The following is a 22,091-nucleotide window of genomic DNA, read 5'->3' as shown; positions in this document are numbered from 1 at the left end:
ACCGCGCGGGTTCCTCCCCGGACGGAAAGGGCGCTCCGGGGCGACTCACGCCCCCGCCCGGATCGCCGCAACCCACGAATCCTGCAATCCACGATCCTGCAATCGACGATCCTGCATCCCACGGCGCGGGATCGTGCCCGGCCCCGCCGGCGCCGTGCGAACCCGGGCGCCCGGCGCGCCGGACGGTCGGCCCCTCAGTGCGGCGCGGCCGGCGTCGTGTCCCGCTGCAGGGCGGCGGCTTCGGCCAAAGCCGCCCGGCCCTGGACCCAGGCGGCCTCGGCATCGGGCAGCGCGTAGGGCGCCGTCCGCACGGGGTGCAGGCCCGCCCGCAGGGTCCAGCGATAGCGGCCGGCATCCTCGGGGCAGGGCTCGACCTGGAGGGTGAGGGGCCCGCCCGTCTCCTCGGCCGGAGGGGTGTTCTGTGCCGGGGTGGGGTCACGCGTCATGGTGGTCGCCTCCGCTGCCGTACCGGTGGATCTCGGATTCGGGCGGACGCGCCGGTCCGGGCGGACGGTCGGGAAACTCCATCCAGTCCGTGAAGGCGTCGGCCGGGTAGCTGTGCTGGCAGGAGGCGACGTGCCAGGGCCGGGGATCGACCGCGTTCTCCGGGTCCCAGCGGATCACCGCCCGCCGGTCCGGGTCGTCCCGGTGGATCGCGATGATCCAGCGCCCGTCCTGCGGCGCCCAGTCCATGGCCCTCCAGGTCCGCATCGTGCCGTCCCCCCTGTTCGAGGCGACAGGAACGCACGAAGTGCCGGAACCGTTCGGTCCCGGCGCTTCGGTTTGTCGGGTCGGATCAGAGGACCGGCATGGCTCCGGCGACGGTGACGAGGGCACCGGAGGTGTAGCTGCTCTCCGGCGAGGCCAGCATCACGTAGGCGGAGGCGAGTTCGGCCGGCTGGCCCGGACGCCCGAACGGGACCTGGCTGCCGAAGGACTTGACCGAATCCTCGCTCATCCCCGAGGGAATGAACGGCGTCCAGATCGGTCCCGGCAGCACGCCGTTCACCCGGATCCCCTTCTCGGCCAGGAGCTGCGACAGGCTCAGCACCATGTTACTCAGGGCGCCCTTGGTGGCGCTGTAGGCCATCAGCGAGGGCATCGGGTGCTTGGAGTTCACCGAGGAGGTGAAGATCACCGAGGCGCCGGGCTTCAGGTGGGGCAGGGCGGCCTTGGTCAGGTAGAACGGTCCGAACACGTTGGTGCGGAAATGGTCCTCGAAGACCGTGTCCTCGATGGCGTCGAGCCCCTGGTTCGGCTGCTGGAAGGCGCCGTTGTTCACCAGGACGTCGAGGCGGCCGAAGGCGGCGACGGTCCGCTCCACCAGGTCGCGGCCGTGGGCCGGGTCCTTGAGGTCGCCCGGCAGCAGGAGGGCGCGGCGCCCGGCCTTCTCGATCCAGCCGGCCACGGCCTCGGCATCCGCCTGCTCCTCCGGCAGGTAGGCGATCGCCACGTCGGCCCCTTCGCGGGCGAAGGCGATGGCCACGGCCCGGCCGATGCCGCTGTCGCCACCGGTGATCAGGGCGGCCTGGCCCGTCAGCTTGCCCGAGCCCCGGTAGCTCGCCTCGCCGTGATCCGGCTCGGGGGCCATCCTGCCGGTCTTGCCGGGAAAGCTCTGCGGCTGGCCCTCGAACGGGGGCCGGGGGTACTGCGTCAAGGGATTGGTGGTCACGCGGAGTCTCCGTTGGAATACCGCGTCAACCGGAGGCTGCGTCGCCCCGTTCCTGCTGCCCGATGCCGCGTGACCGCGACGCGACCTTTCGGAATACGACGCCGGCGATGACATCCTGCCCGAGGGCGATCCGGTGCTCGGCGGCCTCGGCCGAGAACCCGATGAGCGCCCCCGCCGCCACGTCGGTCGGGAAGTGCGCGCCGCGCAGAACCTGGACCCCGACGACGCCCAGGGCCGCCGCCGTGGCCACCCCACGGATCTCCGGATAGGCCCGCCCGGCGGCGCGCGCCACCGCCACGCTCAGAGCCGAATGCCCCGATGGAAACGACTGCCACGGCCCGACATTCGGCCCGAACCAGCCGGTCTCGTAGAGGCCTTCGTCCATCAGCACGTTGGGCCGGGTGCGGTAGACAATCCGCTTCACGGTCGTCTTCGTCATCGCCGCCATGACCCCGGAGACGAGCATGTGCCGCCCGGCCTCCGCCAGACGCCGGTCCCGCCGCAGCACCCCCACGGCGAGGGTCCCGGCCGAGAGAGCGAGCAGCCATTTCCAGCCCCCCGCCTCGCTGGCCGCTGCCAGGCCTCGCACCCCGCGGGTGTCCTTCGCACGGGCGAGGGACACACCGAGGCGGATGTCCGCCGCCTCCAGGCGCCGCCGCAGCCCCGCCGAGTCATAACGCATCAACGGGTCCGCCATCCAGGGTGAAGCACGGCCGTAAACGCGGAGCGCCCCGGATCGTTCGATGCCGCGTTCGGCAGGTGCACCCCGGCCCGAAACGACCGCGTCGCAGGTCGGATCGTCCTCCCGAGAGCGGCCTGCGAGACCTGCCGCGTCTTCGACGACCACGTGCCGGACGGCCCGGGGCCGTGGCCGGTCGCAGTCGGCGAGAACCGATGCGATCACCTCACCGCCGCGAAGACCCTCGCCGAATTGGGTACCGCCCGGCGTTTCCGCGACCGACCCCACATCTTCGGGATAAGTCTTCGCAACAGGTCTTCGCGAAGTCAGGACAGGCCGGCCCGGCCGATCGTCCGTCCGCATACGACATGGGAGATCTGCCCGAAGCTTGTTCGTCGAGCCTGTGAGTGCGCCAAATCTTCGGGACTCACCCAACCCGGCCATGATCCCGTCACCTTCGCAGCGGATGGCGAGGCATCAGGTGACGGGCGCTGACCGTCCTTCGGATAGGGGCGGGTCGCCGCGGGGCGAGCGCATGAGGGTTGTTGGAAGCATGATGAATCGTTCGACCATCGCGGGCGCCGCACGCCGGCTGGTGCCCCTGGCCGGCCTCGCGGCCGCTCTTCTGCCGGGCCTTGCTCTGGCCGCTGCCCCGAACGATGCCAGTGGAACCTGGCTCACAGAGGATGGACGCGCCCGGATTCGCACCGAGAAGTGCGGCCCGCAGAACACCAACCTGTGCGGCTATGTGGTCTGGCTGAAGGTGCCCCTGAACGATCAGGGCCAACCCCGCATCGACTTCAAGAATCCCGACCCGAAGAAGCAGGCCCGGCCCTCCCTCGGCCTGCAGCTCATCATGGGGCTGAAGCCGCAGCCCGACGGCCATTACGGCGGCAAGATCTACAATGCCGACGAGGGCAAGTTCTACGACGTGACGATGTGGTCGGACCAGCCGACCGAACTGTCGGTGCGCGGCTGCCTCCTCGGCTTCCTCTGCGGGTCCCAGACCTGGAACCGGGTCAACGATGTGCTGCCGGGACAGCTCGCCGGCCCGACCAACGGCCCGGGCGGGCCGCGCTCCGACGCCGAGTGGGCTCCCAAGGCCCCGGCCGCCGCGTCCGGCGCTCCTGCCGGCGGCGCCGGAACCGCCAAGCCGGCGCCGAAGGCTGCCCCGAAGGCGGGTGCGGCGCCGGCGGCCGCCCCGGCCGCGGAATAGACGGCCCATCCTGTCGACGACCGACTGAACCCAGAAGACGCCGCTCCCGACCCGGGGCGGCGTTTCGCGTTCGCCCCCGAGGACTCAATCCACCAGGGCCGCGTAGGTCAGCACCCGCAATTCGCGCCGGAGCGGCAGCGCCGACGAGGGAATGAGCTGGGTCAGTAAAACCACGGCGAGATCCTCGGCTGGATCGACCCAGAAGGCGGTGCTGGCGAGCCCGCCCCAGGCCACCTCGCCCGGTGTACCGACGATCTGAGCGCGAGCCGGATCGAGCATGACCGAGAAGCCGAGGCCGAAGCCGATGCCCGTGTAGGCCGTCTCGGAGAAGCGCGGCTGGCCCATGGCGGCCAGGTCCCCGTCGAGGTGGTTCATGAGCATGAGGTCGACGGTCTTGCGCCCGAGGAGGCGGGCGCCATCGAGTTCGCCACGCCCGAGAAGGAAGCGGCAGAAGCGCATGTAGTCGGACGCCGTTGAAACGAGGCCGCCGCCCCCGGAGGGGCAGGCCGGGGGTGTCGCGAAGCGGCTCCCCACCGCGTCGTCGTAGAGCTTCAGGGTGCGATCCCGGAACAGGCTGTAATTGGCCGCGAGGCGCGGCAGCTTGTCGGCGGGCACGAAGAAGTTGGTATCGACCATGCCCAGCGGCCGGATCACCCGTTCGCGCAGGAAGTCCGCGAAATCCTGGCCCGAGACCACCGCCACGAGATGCCCGAGGACGTCGGTGGCCACCGAGTAGTTCCATTCGGCGCCGGGCTGGGCGAGCAGCGGCTGCCGCGCGAGCCGTCCGACCACGTCGGCCAGGCTCGCCTCCTGGGCCTCTCCGAAATCGATGCCGTTCTGACGGTATAGCGCATCGACGAGGGTCGCCTCCATGAAACCGTAGGTCAGGCCGGAGGTGTGGGTGAGCAGGTCGCGGATGGTGATCGGGCGTTGGGCCGGCTCGCTGTCGAATTTCGCTCGGTTGCCGCCGGTAAGAACCCGCATGTCCGTGAATTCGGGCAGGAAGCGGGTGACGGGATCGTCGAGTTGGAAGCGCCCCTCCTCGTAGAGCATCATCACCGCCACCGAGGTCAGCGGCTTGGTCATCGAGTAGATGCGCGCGATGGTGTCAGGCTTGAAGGCTGCGTTGCGGGCGATGTCGGCGCGGCCATGGGCGCGAAAGAACGCGGTCTGTCCGCCACGCGCCAGCATCACGGACAGACCCGCGACCTTGCTATCGCCGACCAGGCTCTGCATCCAGCCGTCGATGCGCTCCAGGCGATCCGGACAGAAGCCCAGAGCCCGTGGCTCGCATCCGATCTCACCCTGCATCCGCACGCTCCGTTCCGTGATCACCCTGTCCCGGCATAGCGCGGGAACGGTCCTGCGCAAGGCCTCGGCCAATCACCAGCCCATGCTTCCGGGACCGCCCTTGAAGGGGCCGATGATGCCCGGGCTGATCCAGCCGCCGTAGAAACCGCCCGGCTGCGGTGTCACCCGCGCATCGCCGACGAAGCATCCATCCATCGGCCCGGCATAGAAGGCGATGTAGCCGGCGATCGCGGAAAACCCAGGCGTCGGAGCGGGGTAGGCCCAGGCAGCGCCCTCGGCACGGGCCACGCCCGCCGCCACGTCGTACAAAACCGCGCGGCCCTTCCACTCGCAGATCCCCGCGCGGCGGGCGGGTCCGAGCACGCCGGCCACCACATCACCAGGCGGAAAGTAATAGGTTGGCGGATGACTCGTCTCCAGCACGCGATACCCGGCCCGGGTCTCGGCGATGGTCTGACCGGCCAAGGCAACCCGCAGGCGCGCGTCAACGGCCTCCAGCCGTGGTGGCCGCGGATAGTCCCACACGCTCTCCTCGTTCGGGCCGGGCGGGATCGGGGTGGGCCACATGGGTCGGAACCTTGCCTCGGTGGATCGGAAGCCCTGACAGATAGGGCAGGGCGGTGCGGCCGCCCGTTTTCCCCCGGCGCAGGGCATGGTAGCGCAGGCCCGGATCAGACGAAGGGACATCCCGCGTGACCGAGCCGACCGCGTTCGCCCTGTACCTCGACTTCGACGGCACTCTGGTGGAGATCGCCCCCAAGCCCGATCAGGTGCGGGTCGATCCGGCCCTCGCCCCGGCCCTGGAGCGCCTGCGCACCCGGCTCGGCGGCGCGCTCGCCATCGTCACCGGGCGGCCGATTGCGGTGATCGACGGCTTCCTCGCACCGGCGCGGTTCGACGTCGCCGGCCTGCACGGCGTCGAGAGCCGGGTCGACGGCGTGGTCTCGGGCGGGCGAGCAGAGGACCATCCCGAGTTGCGCGCTCAGGTTCCGGCCCTGCATGCGGCCGTGGCGGCGCTGGAGCATGTGCTGATCGAGGACAAGGGCGCTTCCGTAGCAGTCCATTGGCGCCTCGCCACGCCAACCGATGCCGCCGCGGCCGAAGACGCGGTCAAGGCCGCTGCGACCCATCTCGGGAGCGCCTACCGCCTCCAGCTTGGCAAGGCGGTCGGCGAAATCGTGCCCGCCTCCGCCACCAAGGGGCACGCCATCCGGGCGCTCGCCGGAAACCCGCCCTATGCGGGCCGCCGGGCGATCTTCCTTGGAGACGATCTCACCGACGAGAAGGCCTTCGCGGTGGTCAATGAGCTCGGTGGCATTAGCATCCGCATCGGGGGCGCCGAGACCATCGCATCGCGTCGCCTGATCGATCCTGAAGATGTCCGGCGCCTGATCTATGGATGGGCCGATGGCGCCCCCATCGATCCCGACGCCTTGCCGCCAGCCTAGAACCGCATTTCCGGCCCCCAATTTCCCGCCCAGCCCGGTCCCGGGCACCCGATGGAAGAGGCGCGCATGTTCGAGTTCCCCGTTCTCGTCGGTGATATCGGCGGCACCAACGCGCGCTTCGCTGTGGTGCCGGAGGCGGGCGCGAAGCCCATCCTGCTCTCCCACGAGGCGACGGCCGGCCATCCCGATCCCAGCGCCGCCATCCGGGCTTCGCTGGCCCAGGGTGACGGTCCCGCCCCGCGCTCGGCAATCCTCGCGGTGGCGGCCCGGGTCGACGGACCGGCGGTGCAGCTCACCAACGCCCATTGGGTGATCGAGGGTGCCCGGATCGGTCGGGATTTCGGCCTCTCGCGCTCCGTCGTCGTCAACGACTACGTGCCGGTCGCGGCAGGCGCGGCGGGGATCAGCCCCTCCGAGCTCACGCCGATCGGTCCTCATCGCGAGGAAGGCCGAGAGGGCGATCAAGGTGCCCGGCTGGTGCTCGGTCCTGGCACCGGCTTCGGCGCGGCGGCGCTGCTGCCGGTCGGCAAGCGGCTCGTCATCGTCTCCACCGAAGCGGGACACACGGATTTCGGACCGAGCAATGCCGCCGAGCACGCGCTGTGGCCGCACCTGGAGCGCGTCGAGGGTCGCGTGACCGTGGAGACTCTGCTCTCCGGCCCCGGCCTGACGCGGCTCCATGGGGCACTGCACCGTCTGCGCACCGGCACAGACGGCCCTCGGCGCGATCCGGCATCCGTGACCGAAGCCGGACTCTCGGGCACCGATCCGGATGCGGCAGCGTCCCTGAACCTTTTCGCGAAGCTTCTCGGCAGGGTCTGCGGCGATCTCGCCCTGACCTTCCTGGCGACCGGTGGCGTCTATATCGGCGGCGGGATCGCGCCCCGGATCATCGACGTGCTGCAGCGCGGAGCGTTTCGCGAAGCCTTCGAGCGCAAGCCGCCTTTCATCGCACAGATGCAGGTAATCCCCACCAGCGTCATCGCCGTGCACGATCCGGCCCTGACCGGCCTCGCCGCCCTGGCGAGCCAACCCGATCTGTTCGATTATCACGGTCAGGTCTGGCAGCCCGACTGATCGTCCGAAATCCGATGTGCACGCGCCGTACCGCCCTGTACCGGACCGGTCGCCTCTTCGCAGCCATGGTGGCCGTCGTGGCGATCACCATCGGCGTGCTGGTCCTGGCGGCGCTGATGACGGCGCACCCGGGCGATCCCGACCTCTATCCCGCTCGTGCAGAGGACGGCGAGACCATCAGCCTCGTCTCGCATGGCTGGCACTCCGGCCTGATCCTGCCCCGCGCGGCCTTGATCGGGCCCGGCGGGGGGCCGGCGCTTGCCAGCATCGCCACCCGGTTTCGCGCCTATCCGCAGATCGAATTCGGCTGGGGCGAAGCCCGTTTCTACCGGGCGACGCCGACCCTGGCGCAATTCGATGCTCGCCTCGCCCTTGAGGCCCTCTTCACGCCGGGGGGTCGCGCAGGCGTCATCCAGGTGGTCGGTCTGGAGCGTCCGGTGCGCGAGAGCTTTCCCGGTTCCGATATCATGCCCGTGCGGGTCTCGCGCGCCGGCCTCGCGCGCCTTCTCACCCGGTTAGAGGCAGGATTCGGCCTCGTGGAGGGACAGCCGATCGCCGGCGGACCAGGCCTCTACGGCCCGAGCCTGTTCTACGAGGGGACGGGACGCTTTTCCTACGCGAATGTCTGCAATCATTGGGCCGCACGGCTGCTGAATGCGGCCGGCCTCCCGATCACGCCAATCCTTGACACGTATCCGGCGGGCTTGCTCCTCGACCTGCGCTGGCGCGCCGGCCTCACGGCCCTTCCTGCCGCGACCGCGAACCTGTCCAAACCGTAATCCTGGCGCCACGCGGGGGTCAGGCGGCACGCCTTACAAACCGGATCACGGCGTGCCGATGCGCGCCACCCGATCCGGAGTCCATGATGATCGCTCAGCCCAACCGCCTGCGCCGCAATGCTCTCGCCTCGGTCACCGTTGCATCCCTCGTCGCGACGGGCGCCGCCGGCTTCGGCCTGACCCAACCGTCGACGCCGGCCTATGCCCAGTCCCTGTCCAAGAACCCGATCGAGACGCCCGACCATCCGCCGGGCTCCTTTGCCAGCGTCGTCGACAAGGTGAAGCCGGGCGTCGTCGCCGTGAAGGTGAAACTCGACGATAGCGCCACGTCGGACGATGACGACGGCCCCGGTCAGGGCCAGGGTCAGCAGGTTCCGCCTCAGCTCCGGGAGTTCTTCAAGCGCTTCGGCCAGGGTGGTCCGGGCCAGGGCCAGGGCCAGGGTTTCGGCGCGCCCAAGCGCCAGGGCCAACGCGGCGCCATGGGCTCCGGCTTCATCATCTCGGCCGATGGCTACGTGGTGACCAACAACCACGTCGTCGACAAGGCCAAGTCCGTGCAGGTGACGCTCGACGACAACCGCACCCTCGACGCGAAGGTCATCGGCAAGGACCCCAAGACCGACCTCGCTCTCCTGAAGATCACCGAGGGCGGGACCTTCCCATACGTCTCGCTCAGCAAGTCGGCCCCCCGAGTCGGTGACTGGGTGGTGGCCATCGGCAACCCGTTCGGCCTGGGTGGCACCGTCACTGCCGGAATCGTCTCGGCCCGCGGCCGCGACATCGGTGCCGGGCCTTACGACGACTTCCTGCAGATCGATGCGCCGATCAACAAGGGCAATTCCGGCGGCCCGACCTTCAACGTCGGCGGCGAAGTGGTGGGCGTGAACACCGCCATCGCGTCGCCTTCAGGCGGCAGCGTCGGTCTCGCCTTCGCGATTCCTGCGGAGACCGTTCAGGCGGTGGTCGACCAGCTCCGGGCCGACGGCAAGGTGGCGCGCGGCTATCTCGGGGTTCAGGTCCAGCCGGTGACGAAGGACATCGCCGACGGCCTCGGCCTCGACAAGGCCAAGGGCGCCCTCGTGGACCACGCCGAGGCCGGGACCCCCGCGGCCAAGGCCGGTCTGAAATCCGGTGACGTCATCGAAACCGTCAACGGCACGCCGATCAACGATGCCAGGGAGCTGTCCCGCAAGATCGCCGGCATCAAGCCGGGTGCCAAGGTCGAGCTGACCTACCTGCGCGGCGGCAAGTCCGATACCGCGACCGTGGAACTCGGTGTCCTGCCGAACGACACCCGGGTGGCGAACAACGATCGCGGTTCGTCGGCAAACGGACAGCCGCGTCTGGGCCTCAGCCTCGCTCCGGCCTCCGAAGTCGGTGCCGGCTCCGAAGGTGTGGCGGTGATGGAGGTCGATCCGGATGGTCCGGCAGCGGCCAAGGGTATCGAGCAGGGCGACATCATCCTCGATGTCGCAGGCTCCAGCGTCTCGCAGCCCTCCGAGGTCGCCGAGCGGATTCGCTCCGCCGAGACGAGCGGCCGGAAGGCGGTCTTGATGCGCGTCAAGAGCCAGAAGGGCGTCACCCGCTTCGTGGCGGTGGCCCTGAACAAGGCAGGCTGATCCCGAGCGGGCTGATCCCAACCCGCCTCGCATCGCGAAAAACGAACCCGGCGCCGGCTCATTGCATGGGCCGGCGCCGCCCGTCGTCCGGGCCCCGATGACGTCAGGTCTTTGGCGGGTTCAGGTCTTCGAATGCGTCCGGGGACGCACTGTCAGGTTATGTCAGGCGGCATACGTGACCGTCTCGCAGGTTTCCTTCGCAGAATCTGCGACTCAAGCCCTCGTGCAGCCTCATACGGAGTCCCGTATGGCTCGGTCCTGACCGAGCTTGCCCGGGAACACGGGGTCAAGGATGGCGCGGTGGTGCTAGCTTGGCTTCTCAGGCGCTCGCCCGTGCTGCTTCCGATTGCCGGCACCGGCGATCGGCAGCATCTGGCCGACAACATGGCGGGCGCAGGCCTCGATTGGAGTGAGGCCAAGTACAACGCCCTCGACGCCCAGGGGTGCGCGGCTTGGCAGACCACGCAACCCTGATCCGTCGCGGGCTGCATTTCAAACGGGGTGACGCAGGCGGCGCGAGGCGTCATGGTGCGCCGCGTTTGCCGCTCGCGCGGCCTCACTCGGACTCGAGACATCATGACGACGATCGCCGACCGCAGCCCGGCCGAACTCGCGGATCTGCGCGCCCAGGCTCAAGCGGCCTATGACGCCTTCAAGGCGCGGGGCCTCAAGCTCGACATGACGCGTGGCAAACCGGCGCCCGAGCAGCTCGACCTGTCGTCCGGTATGCTCGCGCTGCCCGGCAACGGCGACTACACCACTGCAGCCGGGGAGGATGCCCGCAATTATGGCGGCCAGCAGGGCCTGCCCGAGTTGCGCGCGCTGTTCTCGCACCTCATCGACGCGCCGGCGGACCAGATCGTGGTCGGAGGCAATTCGAGCCTCGCCCTGATGCACGACACCATCGCGTGGGCGCTGCTGAAGGGCGTACCGGGGTCCGAGCGGCCCTGGTCGAAGGAGGACGCTCCGGTCTTCCTCTGCCCGGTCCCGGGTTACGACCGCCACTTCGCCCTGTGCGAGGAATACGGCATCCGCATGATCCCCGTGCCGATGACGGGACAGGGACCGGACATGGACGTGGTCGAGGGTCTCGTCGCCGACCCGGCCGTCAAGGGCATGTGGTGCGTCCCGAAATACGCCAATCCGTCCGGTGAGATCTTCTCGGACGAAACTGTGCGGCGCCTCGCCGCGATGAAGACCGGCGCTCCCGACTTTCGCCTGCTCTGGGACAACGCCTACGCGGTGCATCACCTGACGTCGGATCGCCATCCGGTGCAGGATATTCTCACCGCCTGCACCGAGGCCGGCAACCCGAACCGTCCCTTCCTCTACGCCTCGACCTCGAAAATCACGCTTGCGGGCGCCGGTCTTGCGGTCTTCGCCGGCTCGCCCGAGAACACGCGCTGGTTCCTGGCTCGATCCGCGAAGCAGACCATCGGTCCGGATAAGCTCAACCAACTGCGCCACGTGCGCTTCTTGCGGGATGGCGCTGGCCTTCAGGCCCACATGGACGCCCACCGCGCCCTGATCGCGCCCAAATTCGCTGCCGTGCAGGCGGCGCTTGACCGGCACCTCAGCGGCACGGGTGCCGCACGCTGGACGCGGCCGGAGGGAGGCTACTTCATTACCGTGGAAGCCCGTGAGGGCACGGCCACCGAGGTGGTGCGGTTGGCCAAGGATGCCGGCATCGCCCTCACGCCGGCCGGAGCGACCTCGCCCTACGGCCGTGATCCGAAGGACAGCGTCCTGCGTCTCGCGCCCACCTATCCCAGCCTCGACGACGTCACGAAGGCGGCCGAGGGCATCGCGCTGTGCATCCTTCTTGCATCCCTCGACGCCGAACACAGGACCCGTGAACGAGCGGCGGCCTGAGACCTGCCTCGGCATCCGGGTCACAGATCGGATGCCGAGGCGTGGGGCCGGGAGGCGCCAGGATGACGACGGTCAGGACGTGACGACGGTGAGGACGTGACGACGATCAGAACATGGCGGTGGGACGGTCCGCCGTGCCGGGCGGTCGTGACGGTCGTCATGCTCCTCTGCGCCGCAACGCAGGCGCAGGCACGCTCCGCCTGGATCACCGGCACCTTCGTCTATGCCGATCTCTGCACCGTTCGGGACAATGGCGCACGCAACGGACACCGGGTCATGCTGCGGCGCTCGCCAAACGGCAATGCCGTGACCTTCGAGGGCGCGGACCACATCGGCCCCGTTGCGGTTGAAGCCATGAGCCTCGACGATTCCACCAGGGCGCTTACCTTCGCGGTCTCGACCGAGACGGGCGCGATTCGTTTCCAGGGCGTCGTCGAACCCGGCGCTCTGACGGGCACCATCGAGGACGAGGCGGGGCTGCATGCAGTTCATCTGCCCCGTGTGTTGCGCTCGCGCACCCATGAAACTTGCTCCGATGAGATCACCGGGGCGATCGGCCAACGCCAATAAGTGTGGGACTTGGAGTGTGGGCCTTGAGCTGGGCGTGCGTTAAATCAACACGATGACGATTTCCGTTCGCCTTTCCTCGATTCTTGCCGCGATCACCCTGGTCTCCCTGGCTCCGGCCCAGGCAGCGGATACGTGTGATACCCTTACCGTCCGCATGATCCGTGCAACGGGAGCATCGCTGGCCGGACGCGTCGGCTCCCGGGCCGTCTTCCGGGCGGCCGATGCGGAACGCATGAGCCTGGATTGCCGGGCGCCGCGCCGGATGGTCCTCATCGCCCGTGAACGCGAACCAAGCCGCCGGTTCTACGAACTGATCGGTGACGCCGCGCAGGCCTTGACCGGCGCGAGCGCCGAAGCGGCAGAGACGCTGGCGCTGGTCCTGCATCAGGAGGCCCTGGTGACAGGACGTCCACAGCAGGGGACGACCAGGCGGGTCGCCATTCGATGCGAAACCGCTTCGGATGCAGACCCCTTCGCCGGTTTGCGTACCCGTTGCATCCTCGCACCCCTCCCGGTTCCTCATGCGAAGCCCGTGCTTCGACGCCGGGCCGACCTTTTCGTTGGGACCACAGCGGGCTAGACCGGCGTCATGCCTGAGATCACCCCCTCCACCGCTCCCGTGGTCACCGCTGGTTCGGTCGCCTTCGCCAACCACCTGCCCTTCGCGCTGATCGCCGGCCCCTGCCAACTCGAGAGCCGCGACCACGCCATCGAGATCGCCGACGCCTTGAAGGCGATGACCGACCGCCTCGGGATCGGCCTGGTGTTCAAGGCCTCGTTCGACAAGGCCAATCGGACCTCCGGCAGCACCGCTCGCGGGCTCGGCCTCGAAGGGGCGCTGCCGATCTTTTCCGAGATCAAGGACCGTTTCGGCCTGCCCGTGCTCACGGACGTGCACGAGGCGGCGCAGTGTGGCCCCGCCGCCGAGGTCATCGACATCCTCCAGATTCCGGCCTTCCTATGCCGGCAAACCGACCTGTTGCTCGCGGCCGCCGCAACCGGACGCGTGGTGAATGTGAAGAAGGGCCAGTTCCTCGCACCCTGGGACATGGCCCACGTCGCCGCCAAGGTGACGGGGGCCGGCAATCCCAACGTGCTGGTGACCGAGCGCGGCGCCTCGTTCGGATACAACACCCTCGTCTCCGACATGCGCAGCCTGCCGATCATGGCGCAGGTCACGCATGGTGCCCCTGTGGTGTTCGACGCCACCCACTCGGTGCAGCAGCCCGGCGGGCAGGGCGCGACCTCGGGCGGTCAGCGCGAATTCGTCGCCGTGCTCGCCCGCGCGGCCGTCGCCGTCGGTGTGGCCGGGCTTTTCATCGAGACGCATCCCGACCCGGACCATGCCCCCTCGGATGGCCCGAACATGGTGCCGCTGAAAGCGATGCCGGCCTTATTGGCCGAGCTCCAGGCGTTCGACCGGCTGGCAAAGGCGCGAGTGACCGACGCGTAGAGCGCGATCGTCACAGACCTTCCGGCAGCCTGTACAAATGCAGACGCTGCTCCGGCACCCCAGACCTACAACAGGCAGCGGAACCGGACGCGCGATCCGCTCCGAATCTTCATCCGATCCTGTGAGGGGAACGATCAGGTCAGCTTGACGTTGGAATATCCAATACATTCTCGAACGCTGAGGGATACTCATGCGCAAGCTCGCTCTCGTTTCTGCCCTGACCCTTTCGCTGGGTGGACTCGCTGCCACAACTTCGGCTGAAGCCGGCCCACGTGGACATGGTTACGGCCATGGCGGATACGGTCACGGTCACGCCTACGGTCATCGCGGGTACGGTCGTGGCTATGCTTATGGCGGCCGTCGTCGCGGCATCGGAACCGGTGCTGCCGTGGGCCTGGGCATTGCCGGTCTCGCCGCCGGTGCCATCGCCGCCGGTGCAGCACGGGACGCCTATTACCGGGACGGCTATGCCCGTCCGGCCTACGGCTACGGTGCTCCCGCTTACGGTTACGGCTACTAAGTTCTTCGAATCATTTGTCTGAATGGGGCAGTCGGCGTGTGCCGGCTGCCCTTTTTCATGGGTTCTCGCTCGGCCTGCCATTTGTCATCGCAACCTGTGGGTTGTTAATTATTAGAAGAAGTTGCATGGGATCGCTTCCGGACATTTCCGATGGGCGATCGTCGATGCCATTCCTCCTCGCGGTCGCGGGCATGCTCGCGACAGGGCTGGCCTACTGGATCCGGTATGGCGATGGGATGGTCCAGATTGACCACACCCTGCACGATTGGCGCAAAGGCCGCCGGCGCAGGGCGGGGGATCTCCAGCAACGCTTGGCGCCGCTCAAAGCGATGCGGGAGCCGGCGGATGCCGCCGGGGTTCTGTTGACGCTGGTTGCTCGCCAGCGCGGCGTGCCGACGCCGGAACAGGAGAATGAAATACTGTCTCGAATGCGTTCAATCACCGCGATCCCGGAGGAAGACCTCGCGATCCGGATGGCGGTGATCCGCCACGCGGCGAACCAGTCCCCCGACAATCAGGATGCGATCGCGGTCCTGGCGCCGCTCCTGCACGACAGGCTCACCCCCTACGAGGTCGAGGACCTGGTCGACATGCTCCAGGCCGTGGCGTCCCTCCATGGCGGCCCAACGGAGGGGCAGAGCCACCTCATCGACCAGGTCCACCGCGCCATCATTGAGGATCGGTAGTCCGTTCGAGCATCCGCGCTCTCAGCGGGCCCGGTAGGGGGGCACGCCGGGATCCGGAAGCCAGACGGATTTCAGCGGCTCGCCGGTCTGCCAGAACACGTCGATGGGAATGCCGCCGCGTGGGTACCAGAAGCCCCCGATGCGCAGGTAGCGGGGCGCCAGCAACTCCGTGAGGCGCAAACCGATCCCCACCGTGCAATCCTCGTGGAAGGCCCCGTGATTGCGGAAGGCTGTCAGGTAAAGCTTGAGCGACTTCGATTCGACGAGCCATTGATCCGGCACGTAGTCGATCACCAGGATGGCGAAGTCCGGCTGGCCGGTGACGGGGCAGAGCGAAGTGAACTCCGGCACGGTGAAGCGGGCGAGATAGTCAGTGCCCGGATGCGGGTTCGGCACCCGGTCGAGGCGGGCCTCGCCGGGACTGGTCGGCAGGGGCGTCGTCTGTCCGAGTTGCAAGCTCTCGGCGCCTGAAGGTGGCTGCGTCATGGGCAAAATCTTCCGGTGACGGGGGCGACACGCTTGTCGCACAGGTCACGCCTTATGCTGAAATCCAACCAATTTGCCGCCCAAGTGGCGACGGTGAGTGGCAGGCGCGATGTCCGCGTGCCATATGGGAACCATGAGCGACGAAAACACGGCCACCTATCCCTACACTCTGGAGATCCAGCCGCCCAAGGCGCCCGGCAGTCCATACCAATGGGCCATCCGCCGGAAGGGTAAGCTGATCCAGCGATCCGACCGCAATCACCCGACCGAAGCCAAGGCGCGTGAGAACGGAATGGCGCAGATCGAGCTGCTTCTGTCCGGAGCCGGTGACCGCTAGGCCACTTCCCTTCGATTCAGGCGCAACGATCAATCCCCTGCGGCCGACGGGCTGGAATACCAGTTCCAGCGCGCCGGCGCTCTTGCAGGAGGCGACAGGACGCTTGCCGGACGCGAAGCGTTGACGGATAAGCCTCGGCGAAATCGTCCGGTCCCGGGGCATGTCATCCGGACATCCTTGGGCATCGGACCCGGCCTCGCGTGACGAGGCCTCGATAAGCCGCACCGTCCGCAAAGGCGCTTCCATGACCGCGATCACGAACATCGCCGCCCGTGAGATCCTCGACAGTCGAGGCAACCCGACCATCGAGGTCGACGTGTTGCTCGAAGACGGCTCCTTCGGGCGTGCCGCTGTTCCCTCGGGCGCCTCCACCGGCGCGCACGAGGCCATGGAACTGCGTGACGGGGACAAGGGTCGGTACGGCGGCAAGGGTGTCCGCAAGGCGGTCAATGCGGTGCAGTCGGACATCCTCGACGCCATCGGCGGCATGGATGCCGAGGATCAGATCGCCATCGACGAGGCGATGATCGAGCTCGACGGCACGCCCAACAAGAGCCGCCTCGGCGCCAACGCAATCCTGGGCGTGTCACTCGCTGTCGCCAAAGCCGCCGCCGAGACGGCAGGCCTGCCGCTCTACCGCTACATCGGTGGAACCCAGGGCCGGGTACTGCCTGTGCCGATGATGAACATCATCAACGGCGGTGCCCATGCCGACAACCCGATCGACTTCCAGGAATTCATGATCATGCCGGTGGGCGCGTCCTCGCTTGCCGAAGCCGTGCGCATGGGTGCTGAGGTGTTCCACACCCTCAAGGGTGCATTGAAGAAGGCCGGCCACAACACCAACGTGGGCGACGAGGGCGGTTTTGCCCCGAACCTGCCCTCGGCTGAGGCCGCTCTCGATTTCGTGATGCAATCGATCCAGGCCGCTGGTTTCAAGCCCGGCACCGACATGGTGCTGGCTCTCGACTGCGCAGCGACCGAGTTCTTCAAGGATGGCGCCTACCACTACGAGGGTGAGGGCCAGACCCGCGATATCGAGGCGCAGGTCGCCTATCTGGCGGGGCTCGTCGACGCCTACCCGATCCTGTCGATCGAGGATGGTATGTCGGAGGACGATTGGGAGGGCTGGAAGCTTCTCACCGAGCGTGTCGGCGACCGTTGCCAGCTGGTCGGCGACGACCTGTTCGTCACCAACGTGACACGCCTGTCGCGCGGCATCGCCGAGCAGACGGCCAACTCGATCTTGGTGAAGGTGAACCAGATCGGTTCGCTCACAGAAACGCTGGCCGCCGTCGATATGGCCCAGCGGGCCGGCTACACGGCCGTGATGTCCCATCGCTCCGGCGAGACCGAGGATTCGACCATCGCTGACCTCGCGGTTGCGACGAACTGCGGACAGATCAAGACCGGCTCGCTGGCGCGCTCCGACAGATTGGCCAAGTACAATCAGCTCATCCGCATCGAGGAAGGCCTTGGTTCACAGGCCCTCTATGCCGGTCGTAATGCCCTGAAGGCGCTGGCCCGTCGCTGAACCCGGTCTGAGAGACCCATGCGGGACAATGACACGGTCGCGAAGCGATTCACGACCGTGTCACGGGGGCTCGTCACCCTATCTTCCAAGGCATGACTCCGACCGCGCCATCGTCGCCGACCCTGACCGTCTATTATGACGGGGCCTGTCCTCTTTGCGCTGCTGAGATCCGGCTCTACCGGCGCTCGCTGGGCGGAGAGCGGGTCGCTTGGATCGACGTCGCCGCCGAAGACCCCGCGGATCTCGGTCCCGACCTGACCCGAAGCGCAGCCCGTGCCCGCTTCCATGTCCGCCGCCCGGATGGTGCGCTGGCATCGGGAGCGAGAGGTTTCGCTGCGCTCTGGGCCGTGCTGCCGCGCTGGCGTATCCTTGCCCATCTCGCTCGCCTGCCTGGGCTGATCAGCCTCGGCGAGGTCGCCTATCGCTTGTTCCTACCGCTGCGACCGTGGATCGCCCGCTTCCTCCCAGGCCGCAGAGCAAGCTGTGACAAGGCTTGTGGAGACAAGGCTTGCGGATAAGGCATCTCCGCGCGAGAGCAGGATCGAATCGCGAATGGTCGAGACGATCCTCACATGCTGAATCCCTTTCAGGCCTTCTGGCTCCGTCCGCGCCTTCTCGCCTCCGTAGGGCTCACCCTCGTCCTCGCGTTGATTCTTCCCTTCGCAGACCTGTCGGTTCGGCTGCTGCTCGGCTGGTGCCTCGGCGTTCTCGCCTATTGCGGGTTGATCGTCGGGAAAGCAGCGCGTCAGTCGCAGGACTCGCTGCGTAGGGAGTCGTCGCGCCTGGACGACAGTGCTCTCACCGTAACGCTCTTCGCGATTCTGGCGGCCGCCGCGAGCTTCGGCGCCGTGGCGATGCTGGTACTCGGCGGCAATGGAAGCGAAGCGTATCGTTTGAGCCACCTCGCGCTCGCCGCAGCGACCATGATCTGCGCTTGGCTCTTCGTGCAGGTGGTCTTCACGGTGCACTACGCGCACCTGTACTACGGGACCGAAGCGGACACATCGCGCCGCGGACTCGACTTCAATGGCGACGAGAACCCGGATTTCTGGGACTTCTTCTATTTCTCCGTGACCATCGGGGCGACGTCGCAGACATCGGATACCGATATCACCAGCAAGGCGATGCGCCGTGTTGCGACAGTGCAGACCATCTACGCCTATATCTTCAATACCAGCGTGCTGGCCCTCGCCATCAACATGGCGGCCGGTGTTGCCCAGCGTTGAGCCCCATCATCGGGCCGCCTCTACCGCCTCCTGTGCATCCTCGTGATCCTGCGCCGTGGCTTGCGGGGCATCCTGCAGGCGTGGCGCCCGATCCGTGCGGCAGAGGCTGATCAGGATTGGAAAGTGGTCGGACTGGATATGAGGCAATCGCTCGATCCGGCCGAGGAGAAAATCGTCGCTGAAGAACACATGGTCGAGGGGCCAGCGCAGCAGCGGCCATTTGGCGTTGAAGGTCGGATAGAGACCACGGCCGATCCGCGGATCGAGGAGACCGCTGATACGCTGAAACAGGTCGTTCGTCTTCGACCAGGCGACGTCGTTCAGGTCGCCTGCCACCACTGCCGGGCCCCCCTCCGCCGCAACCTCGCGCGCCACCATCACGAGTTCGGCGTCACGCGGCGCGCTGCTCTGACCCGGATGAGGCGGCCTGGGATGCACGCCGAAGAAGGTAAAGCGCTCTCCCGAGCGGAGCGTCACACCGGTGCGCACGGAGGGGACGTCGTCCTGCAGCAGGAAACGCACCTCCGGGTTATCTAAAGCGAGCTTGGAATAGAACATCAGCCCGTAGGTGTTGTGCTGCGGCTGGGCCACTCCGTATGGATACCGCGTCCGCAGGGGTTCCAGAGCCTCCGCCCAGAGTTCGTCGGTCTCGACGAGCAGCAACAGGTCGGGATCCTGCTTGGTGACGAGGTCGAGCAGGGACGCGTAGGCGCGGTTCGATTCCAGCACGTTCGCGATCATGATCGAGAAGCCCGCCTCCGAGCGGCAGGATTCCGGCTCTGCCGCGGCCGCCTGCGGCGAGACCAATCGGGTGAACGGGTAGATGCAGACCAGTTGGTAGGCTAGGGCTGCGGCGAGCGCGGCAACGAGTGTGAGACCCGAAGTGTCGCGGGCAGCGATCAGCAATCCCAGGATCACGGCCACGATCAGGGCCGCAATCTGCAATCGCGGGAAGTCGAAGGTGCGGATGAAGCCGGAATTGCTGGGAATGAAGGGCAGCAGGGTCGCGACCACGAGGATCCCCCCGGCGGCCTTCAGGCCGATCTCCACCCACATCACAGCCACACCGCGCTCCCCGTGCCGTCGCCGGCACGCCGTGGCCAAGCACTTCGAAACGTCCGAGGCCCGGAATGGTGCCCACGCGACAGGTCTGGAGCCCCGCCATGAACCCTGAGGCGGATCCAATCACCGCCGCGCAGGCTCGTGCCGACCGGGTCCTGGAACGCCTCGCAGCTCTGGCCGGCACGGCCTTCGCGGCGGGCGAGGACACCCGTGCCCTTGCGGGACTCCCACTCGGACGCGAGGCGTTGGCAGCCCGTCTCGGTGTGGATACGGAACCGCCTGCCTGGTGGGACGCCAAGCAGGCCGGCTTGGCCCTGGCTGGAGCGGATCTCACCGACGCACACCTCGAGGACGTGGATCTCTCCGGAGCGAACCTCTCAGGTGCGACGCTGGCCGGCGTGCTCGGCCGGTCCGCCGATTTTACCGGTGCCACCGTGGAGGAGGCGAACTTCGCCAATGCCGACCTCAGCGGCGCGCGCTTCACTGGCATTGCCGGGGGCGAGGCGAACTTCGACGATGCGATGCTGGAGGATGCGCGTTTCGACGGTGCGGCGATGCGCTTCGCCAAGCTGCGTCGTGCGCTCCTCGATGGAGCCAACTTCGAGGGCGCCGACCTCTGGGGCGCCGATTTCACCGGGGCCGACGCCGACTACACCCATTTTCGCGGCGCTCGCCTGGACGAGGTGAAGCTCGTGGGCGTCAACCTGACCTACGCCGATTTCGAGGGCGCCAGCCTCAAGAAGACGCAGCTGACCGGCTCGCGCCTGCGGGGCGCCAACCTCACCGGCGTGAAGTTGGACGGGGCCAACCTGTCGGAGGCGGACCTCTCCGAGACCAGCCTCGTACGCCTCAACCTCTCCACCTGCGACCTGCGCCACGCGCGCTTCGCCGGCGCCTGGCTCAACGGCACCCGGATGCGGGTGGACCAGCTTGGCGGCGCGGTGGGCGAGGAGGTCGCTCGAGATTACCCCGCGGCTCAGGCGAGCTATCTGGCGCTCGAGCAGAATTTCAAGAGCATCGGCAGCCAGGACGCGGCAAGCTGGGCCTATAAGCGCGGTCGCCGGATGGGTCGTCTCCATGCGGGCGCTCAGGCGCGGGCAGCCTGGGACGCGCGTTCTGGCCCGGACCTGCTCCGCCACGGTTATCAATGGGTCGCGGATCGCTTCGTGGAGTGGCTTTGCGACTATGGCGAAAGCCTGTCGCGGATCGCCCGCGCCTTCGTCATCCTCATCGGCGTCTTCGCAGCGCTCTACGGTCTGACCGGTGGATTGATTCCCGAGGGCAGCGACGGCCGGCCGACCTACAACCCTCTGGACCTGGTGAGCTACAGCGCTCTCAACATGATGACCGCCAATCCTCCCGAGATCGGCGTCAAACCCGTGGGACGCGTCACCAATCTTCTCGTCGGCATCGAGGGCGCGGCTGGCATCATCCTGATGGGTCTGTTCGGCTTCGTGCTCGGCAATCGCCTGCGGCGCTGAGCGCACTCCTTCCCCCGACAGGCAACTTCGCATTGATGGCTCAGCAGAACGCGCTTCTCGCGGAACTCTACGAGGGCGATACGGGCCGCGCCCATCGCTTCCGCTATGGCCTCCTCCTCTTCGATGCGGCGACCGTGGTCTACGTCGTGGGGACCTCGTTCCTGCCGCGTCAGGCCTGGATCGAGCGGATCGATATCGCTTTCGGCCTCGTGGTCCTCCTGGACTTCCTGGCCCGGCTCGCCATCAGTCGGAATCGATCGCGGGAGTTCCTGCATCTCTCGACCTGGGCCGACATCGCCGCTTTGGTCTCGTTTCTGGCACCGGTGATTGGCGAGGGCGTCGGCTTCCTGCGCATCCTCCGCACCCTCCGCCTTCTGCGCACCTACCAGCTCCTCGACCGGTTGCGTGCCGACAGCGCGGTCTTCCGCGCCAACGAGGACGCGATCCTGGCGGCCACCAACCTCGCGGTGTTCGTGTTCGTGATGACCGGGATCGTCTACGCAACCCAGCACGGCACCAATCCGGCGATCGGCAATGCCATCGACGCGCTCTATTTCACCGTGACCTCGCTGACGACTACTGGATACGGGGACATCACCCTGCCGGGCCCAACGGGGCGCCTGATCTCGGTCGCGGTGATGATCTTTGGTGTGACCCTGTTCCTGCGCCTTGCCCAGGTGCTGTTCCGGCCACCCAAAATCCGATTTCCTTGCCCGACCTGTGGTCTGCAGCGCCATGATACGGATGCCGTCCACTGCAAGGCCTGTGGCACCCGCCTCGCCATTCCCGACGAGGGCAGCGACTGACGATCCGGTGGGACACGCAGCCTGCGCAACCCGGCGCGTTGACCAAAGACAGGTTGGCGATGAACGGACGGACCGGCGGCGCGTTTGCGAGCGTCGATGCAATCTCCTTGCTCGCGTCCCCCCTGCTCGTGTCCCGCCTTGCTCGTGTCCACGGCTCATTGACGTAAGTCCGCCTCCATCGCTTCCGGCCTCTGCGAGGGCGCCCTGTCCGGGCACGCAGACCGGCAGCAAAGCGCCATCGCGATGTTCCGTTCGTC

26 protein-coding genes are annotated in these 22,091 nt (G+C 67.7%); 18 read left to right on the top strand and 8 right to left on the bottom strand.

Annotated features, from left to right (window positions below; all coding sequences use genetic code 11):
* Nucleotides 1-194: 194 nt before the first annotated feature.
* The 4 genes from J7U37_RS11440 to J7U37_RS11425 all read right to left on the bottom strand — a co-directional run bounded on the left by J7U37_RS11440 (nucleotide 195) and on the right by J7U37_RS11425 (nucleotide 2,354).
* Complete coding sequence (locus J7U37_RS11440; RefSeq protein ID WP_056183076.1) at nucleotides 195-446, bottom strand: hypothetical protein; 252 nt, start codon at nucleotides 444-446, stop codon at nucleotides 195-197.
* Entirely contained in the window at nucleotides 436-711 is a 276-nt protein-coding gene (locus J7U37_RS11435; protein WP_247635790.1) for a hypothetical protein, read from the bottom strand. Before J7U37_RS11435 ends, J7U37_RS11440 begins: the two co-directional genes overlap by 11 nt.
* An 85-nt stretch (nucleotides 712-796) precedes the next feature.
* Nucleotides 797-1,672: an SDR family oxidoreductase gene (locus tag J7U37_RS11430; RefSeq protein ID WP_056183079.1), complete on the bottom strand. Its 876-nt coding sequence runs from the start codon at nucleotides 1,670-1,672 to the stop codon at nucleotides 797-799.
* A gap of 25 nt (nucleotides 1,673-1,697) precedes the next feature.
* A complete protein-coding gene (locus J7U37_RS11425; RefSeq protein WP_247635789.1) occupies nucleotides 1,698-2,354 on the bottom strand; it encodes a phosphatase PAP2 family protein in 657 nt (218 codons plus the stop codon).
* A gap of 550 nt (nucleotides 2,355-2,904) precedes the next feature.
* Between J7U37_RS11425 and J7U37_RS11420 the strand changes: the two genes are divergently transcribed.
* Nucleotides 2,905-3,567, top strand: a complete 663-nt coding sequence (locus J7U37_RS11420) for a DUF2147 domain-containing protein (RefSeq protein ID WP_247635788.1) — start codon at nucleotides 2,905-2,907, stop codon at nucleotides 3,565-3,567.
* 84 nt (nucleotides 3,568-3,651) lie between these two features.
* Here the strand turns inward: J7U37_RS11420 and J7U37_RS11415 are convergent, their stop codons facing one another.
* Together J7U37_RS11415 and J7U37_RS11410 are read right to left on the bottom strand one after the other, a co-directional pair.
* On the bottom strand, nucleotides 3,652-4,878 hold the full coding sequence (locus J7U37_RS11415; protein ID WP_247635787.1) for a serine hydrolase domain-containing protein: 1,227 nt from the start codon (nucleotides 4,876-4,878) through the stop codon (nucleotides 3,652-3,654).
* Nucleotides 4,879-4,950: 72 nt separating this feature from the next.
* The gene (locus J7U37_RS11410) at nucleotides 4,951-5,445 is read right to left on the bottom strand and encodes a DUF427 domain-containing protein (protein ID WP_247635786.1); all 495 of its coding nucleotides are present in this window, start codon (nucleotides 5,443-5,445) and stop codon (nucleotides 4,951-4,953) included.
* Nucleotides 5,446-5,570: 125 nt separating this feature from the next.
* On the opposite strand from J7U37_RS11410, the gene otsB reads away from it, so the two are divergent.
* The 11 genes from otsB to J7U37_RS11355 all read left to right on the top strand — a co-directional run bounded on the left by otsB (nucleotide 5,571) and on the right by J7U37_RS11355 (nucleotide 14,902).
* Nucleotides 5,571-6,326: a trehalose-phosphatase gene (otsB, locus tag J7U37_RS11405; RefSeq protein WP_247635785.1), complete on the top strand. Its 756-nt coding sequence runs from the start codon at nucleotides 5,571-5,573 to the stop codon at nucleotides 6,324-6,326.
* A gap of 66 nt (nucleotides 6,327-6,392) precedes the next feature.
* Nucleotides 6,393-7,403, top strand: coding sequence for a glucokinase (locus J7U37_RS11400; RefSeq protein ID WP_247635784.1), 1,011 nt, complete (start codon nucleotides 6,393-6,395; stop codon nucleotides 7,401-7,403).
* Between the two features lie 65 nt (nucleotides 7,404-7,468).
* Complete coding sequence (locus tag J7U37_RS11395) at nucleotides 7,469-8,182, top strand: DUF2459 domain-containing protein (RefSeq protein WP_247635798.1); 714 nt, start codon at nucleotides 7,469-7,471, stop codon at nucleotides 8,180-8,182.
* Between the two features lie 86 nt (nucleotides 8,183-8,268).
* A complete protein-coding gene (locus tag J7U37_RS11390; protein ID WP_247635797.1) occupies nucleotides 8,269-9,801 on the top strand; it encodes a Do family serine endopeptidase in 1,533 nt (510 codons plus the stop codon).
* A gap of 132 nt (nucleotides 9,802-9,933) precedes the next feature.
* On the top strand, nucleotides 9,934-10,275 hold the full coding sequence (locus tag J7U37_RS11385; protein WP_348772990.1) for an aldo/keto reductase: 342 nt from the start codon (nucleotides 9,934-9,936) through the stop codon (nucleotides 10,273-10,275).
* A 102-nt stretch (nucleotides 10,276-10,377) separates the two neighbouring features.
* Complete coding sequence (locus J7U37_RS11380) at nucleotides 10,378-11,673, top strand: aminotransferase class I/II-fold pyridoxal phosphate-dependent enzyme (RefSeq protein WP_247635782.1); 1,296 nt, start codon at nucleotides 10,378-10,380, stop codon at nucleotides 11,671-11,673.
* Nucleotides 11,674-11,820: 147 nt separating this feature from the next.
* Nucleotides 11,821-12,243, top strand: a complete 423-nt coding sequence (locus tag J7U37_RS11375; RefSeq protein WP_247635781.1) for a hypothetical protein — start codon at nucleotides 11,821-11,823, stop codon at nucleotides 12,241-12,243.
* 52 nt (nucleotides 12,244-12,295) lie between these two features.
* Complete coding sequence (locus tag J7U37_RS11370; protein WP_247635780.1) at nucleotides 12,296-12,823, top strand: hypothetical protein; 528 nt, start codon at nucleotides 12,296-12,298, stop codon at nucleotides 12,821-12,823.
* Between the two features lie 9 nt (nucleotides 12,824-12,832).
* The gene (gene kdsA, locus J7U37_RS11365; RefSeq protein ID WP_247635779.1) at nucleotides 12,833-13,696 is read left to right on the top strand and encodes a 3-deoxy-8-phosphooctulonate synthase; all 864 of its coding nucleotides are present in this window, start codon (nucleotides 12,833-12,835) and stop codon (nucleotides 13,694-13,696) included.
* A gap of 190 nt (nucleotides 13,697-13,886) precedes the next feature.
* On the top strand, nucleotides 13,887-14,216 hold the full coding sequence (locus J7U37_RS11360; RefSeq protein ID WP_247635778.1) for a hypothetical protein: 330 nt from the start codon (nucleotides 13,887-13,889) through the stop codon (nucleotides 14,214-14,216).
* 38 nt (nucleotides 14,217-14,254) lie between these two features.
* Nucleotides 14,255-14,902, top strand: a complete 648-nt coding sequence (locus tag J7U37_RS11355) for a hypothetical protein (protein WP_247635777.1) — start codon at nucleotides 14,255-14,257, stop codon at nucleotides 14,900-14,902.
* Nucleotides 14,903-14,923: 21 nt separating this feature from the next.
* Here the strand turns inward: J7U37_RS11355 and queF are convergent, their stop codons facing one another.
* Complete coding sequence (gene queF, locus J7U37_RS11350) at nucleotides 14,924-15,388, bottom strand: preQ(1) synthase (protein ID WP_247635776.1); 465 nt, start codon at nucleotides 15,386-15,388, stop codon at nucleotides 14,924-14,926.
* Between the two features lie 133 nt (nucleotides 15,389-15,521).
* Here queF and J7U37_RS11345 point away from each other — a divergent pair, with 133 nt between their 5' ends.
* From J7U37_RS11345 to J7U37_RS11330, 4 genes are all read left to right on the top strand, one after another.
* A complete protein-coding gene (locus J7U37_RS11345) occupies nucleotides 15,522-15,725 on the top strand; it encodes a hypothetical protein (protein WP_056183260.1) in 204 nt (67 codons plus the stop codon).
* Between the two features lie 244 nt (nucleotides 15,726-15,969).
* Complete coding sequence (gene eno, locus J7U37_RS11340; protein ID WP_056183125.1) at nucleotides 15,970-17,259, top strand: phosphopyruvate hydratase; 1,290 nt, start codon at nucleotides 15,970-15,972, stop codon at nucleotides 17,257-17,259.
* A 92-nt stretch (nucleotides 17,260-17,351) separates the two neighbouring features.
* A complete protein-coding gene (locus J7U37_RS11335; RefSeq protein WP_247635775.1) occupies nucleotides 17,352-17,777 on the top strand; it encodes a DUF393 domain-containing protein in 426 nt (141 codons plus the stop codon).
* Nucleotides 17,778-17,831: 54 nt separating this feature from the next.
* Nucleotides 17,832-18,485 carry a DUF1345 domain-containing protein gene (locus tag J7U37_RS11330; protein WP_056183128.1) on the top strand — a complete coding sequence of 218 codons (654 nt, stop codon included), beginning with the start codon at nucleotides 17,832-17,834 and terminating at the stop codon, nucleotides 18,483-18,485.
* 6 nt (nucleotides 18,486-18,491) lie between these two features.
* Here the strand turns inward: J7U37_RS11330 and J7U37_RS11325 are convergent, their stop codons facing one another.
* Entirely contained in the window at nucleotides 18,492-19,541 is a 1,050-nt protein-coding gene (locus tag J7U37_RS11325) for an endonuclease/exonuclease/phosphatase family protein (RefSeq protein ID WP_082504233.1), read from the bottom strand.
* A 107-nt stretch (nucleotides 19,542-19,648) separates the two neighbouring features.
* Between J7U37_RS11325 and J7U37_RS11320 the strand changes: the two genes are divergently transcribed.
* Entirely contained in the window at nucleotides 19,649-21,028 is a 1,380-nt protein-coding gene (locus J7U37_RS11320; protein WP_247635774.1) for a pentapeptide repeat-containing protein, read from the top strand.
* Between the two features lie 35 nt (nucleotides 21,029-21,063).
* The gene (locus J7U37_RS11315) at nucleotides 21,064-21,834 is read left to right on the top strand and encodes a potassium channel family protein (protein ID WP_247635773.1); all 771 of its coding nucleotides are present in this window, start codon (nucleotides 21,064-21,066) and stop codon (nucleotides 21,832-21,834) included.
* Nucleotides 21,835-22,091 lie beyond the last annotated feature (257 nt).

This window comes from Methylobacterium sp. 37f (assembly GCF_023093475.1).
Taxonomy (GTDB): Bacteria; Pseudomonadota; Alphaproteobacteria; order Rhizobiales; family Beijerinckiaceae; genus Methylobacterium.
Note: the sequence above shows the minus strand (reverse complement) of the source record. Positions and strands in the feature narration are given on the sequence as shown.

Excerpts from the sequence above, each read along its gene's own strand:
- J7U37_RS11440 (WP_056183076.1), bottom strand. The coding sequence starts at position 446 with ATGACGCGTGACCCCACCCCGGCACAGAACACCCCTCCGGCCGAGGAG.
- J7U37_RS11435 (WP_247635790.1), bottom strand. The coding sequence starts at position 711 with ATGCGGACCTGGAGGGCCATGGACTGGGCGCCGCAGGACGGGCGCTGG.
- J7U37_RS11425 (WP_247635789.1), bottom strand. The coding sequence starts at position 2,354 with ATGCGTTATGACTCGGCGGGGCTGCGGCGGCGCCTGGAGGCGGCGGAC.
- J7U37_RS11420 (WP_247635788.1), top strand. The coding sequence starts at position 2,905 with ATGATGAATCGTTCGACCATCGCGGGCGCCGCACGCCGGCTGGTGCCC.
- J7U37_RS11415 (WP_247635787.1), bottom strand. The coding sequence starts at position 4,878 with ATGCAGGGTGAGATCGGATGCGAGCCACGGGCTCTGGGCTTCTGTCCG.
- J7U37_RS11410 (WP_247635786.1), bottom strand. The coding sequence starts at position 5,445 with ATGTGGCCCACCCCGATCCCGCCCGGCCCGAACGAGGAGAGCGTGTGG.
- J7U37_RS11400 (WP_247635784.1), top strand. The coding sequence starts at position 6,393 with ATGTTCGAGTTCCCCGTTCTCGTCGGTGATATCGGCGGCACCAACGCG.
- J7U37_RS11395 (WP_247635798.1), top strand. The coding sequence starts at position 7,469 with ATGGTGGCCGTCGTGGCGATCACCATCGGCGTGCTGGTCCTGGCGGCG.
- J7U37_RS11390 (WP_247635797.1), top strand. The coding sequence starts at position 8,269 with ATGATCGCTCAGCCCAACCGCCTGCGCCGCAATGCTCTCGCCTCGGTC.
- J7U37_RS11385 (WP_348772990.1), top strand. The coding sequence starts at position 9,934 with ATGCGTCCGGGGACGCACTGTCAGGTTATGTCAGGCGGCATACGTGAC.
- J7U37_RS11380 (WP_247635782.1), top strand. The coding sequence starts at position 10,378 with ATGACGACGATCGCCGACCGCAGCCCGGCCGAACTCGCGGATCTGCGC.
- J7U37_RS11370 (WP_247635780.1), top strand. The coding sequence starts at position 12,296 with ATGACGATTTCCGTTCGCCTTTCCTCGATTCTTGCCGCGATCACCCTG.
- kdsA (WP_247635779.1), top strand. The coding sequence starts at position 12,833 with ATGCCTGAGATCACCCCCTCCACCGCTCCCGTGGTCACCGCTGGTTCG.
- J7U37_RS11360 (WP_247635778.1), top strand. The coding sequence starts at position 13,887 with ATGCGCAAGCTCGCTCTCGTTTCTGCCCTGACCCTTTCGCTGGGTGGA.
- queF (WP_247635776.1), bottom strand. The coding sequence starts at position 15,388 with ATGACGCAGCCACCTTCAGGCGCCGAGAGCTTGCAACTCGGACAGACG.
- J7U37_RS11345 (WP_056183260.1), top strand. The coding sequence starts at position 15,522 with ATGAGCGACGAAAACACGGCCACCTATCCCTACACTCTGGAGATCCAG.
- eno (WP_056183125.1), top strand. The coding sequence starts at position 15,970 with ATGACCGCGATCACGAACATCGCCGCCCGTGAGATCCTCGACAGTCGA.
- J7U37_RS11335 (WP_247635775.1), top strand. The coding sequence starts at position 17,352 with ATGACTCCGACCGCGCCATCGTCGCCGACCCTGACCGTCTATTATGAC.
- J7U37_RS11330 (WP_056183128.1), top strand. The coding sequence starts at position 17,832 with ATGCTGAATCCCTTTCAGGCCTTCTGGCTCCGTCCGCGCCTTCTCGCC.
- J7U37_RS11325 (WP_082504233.1), bottom strand. The coding sequence starts at position 19,541 with ATGTGGGTGGAGATCGGCCTGAAGGCCGCCGGGGGGATCCTCGTGGTC.
- J7U37_RS11320 (WP_247635774.1), top strand. The coding sequence starts at position 19,649 with ATGAACCCTGAGGCGGATCCAATCACCGCCGCGCAGGCTCGTGCCGAC.
- J7U37_RS11315 (WP_247635773.1), top strand. The coding sequence starts at position 21,064 with ATGGCTCAGCAGAACGCGCTTCTCGCGGAACTCTACGAGGGCGATACG.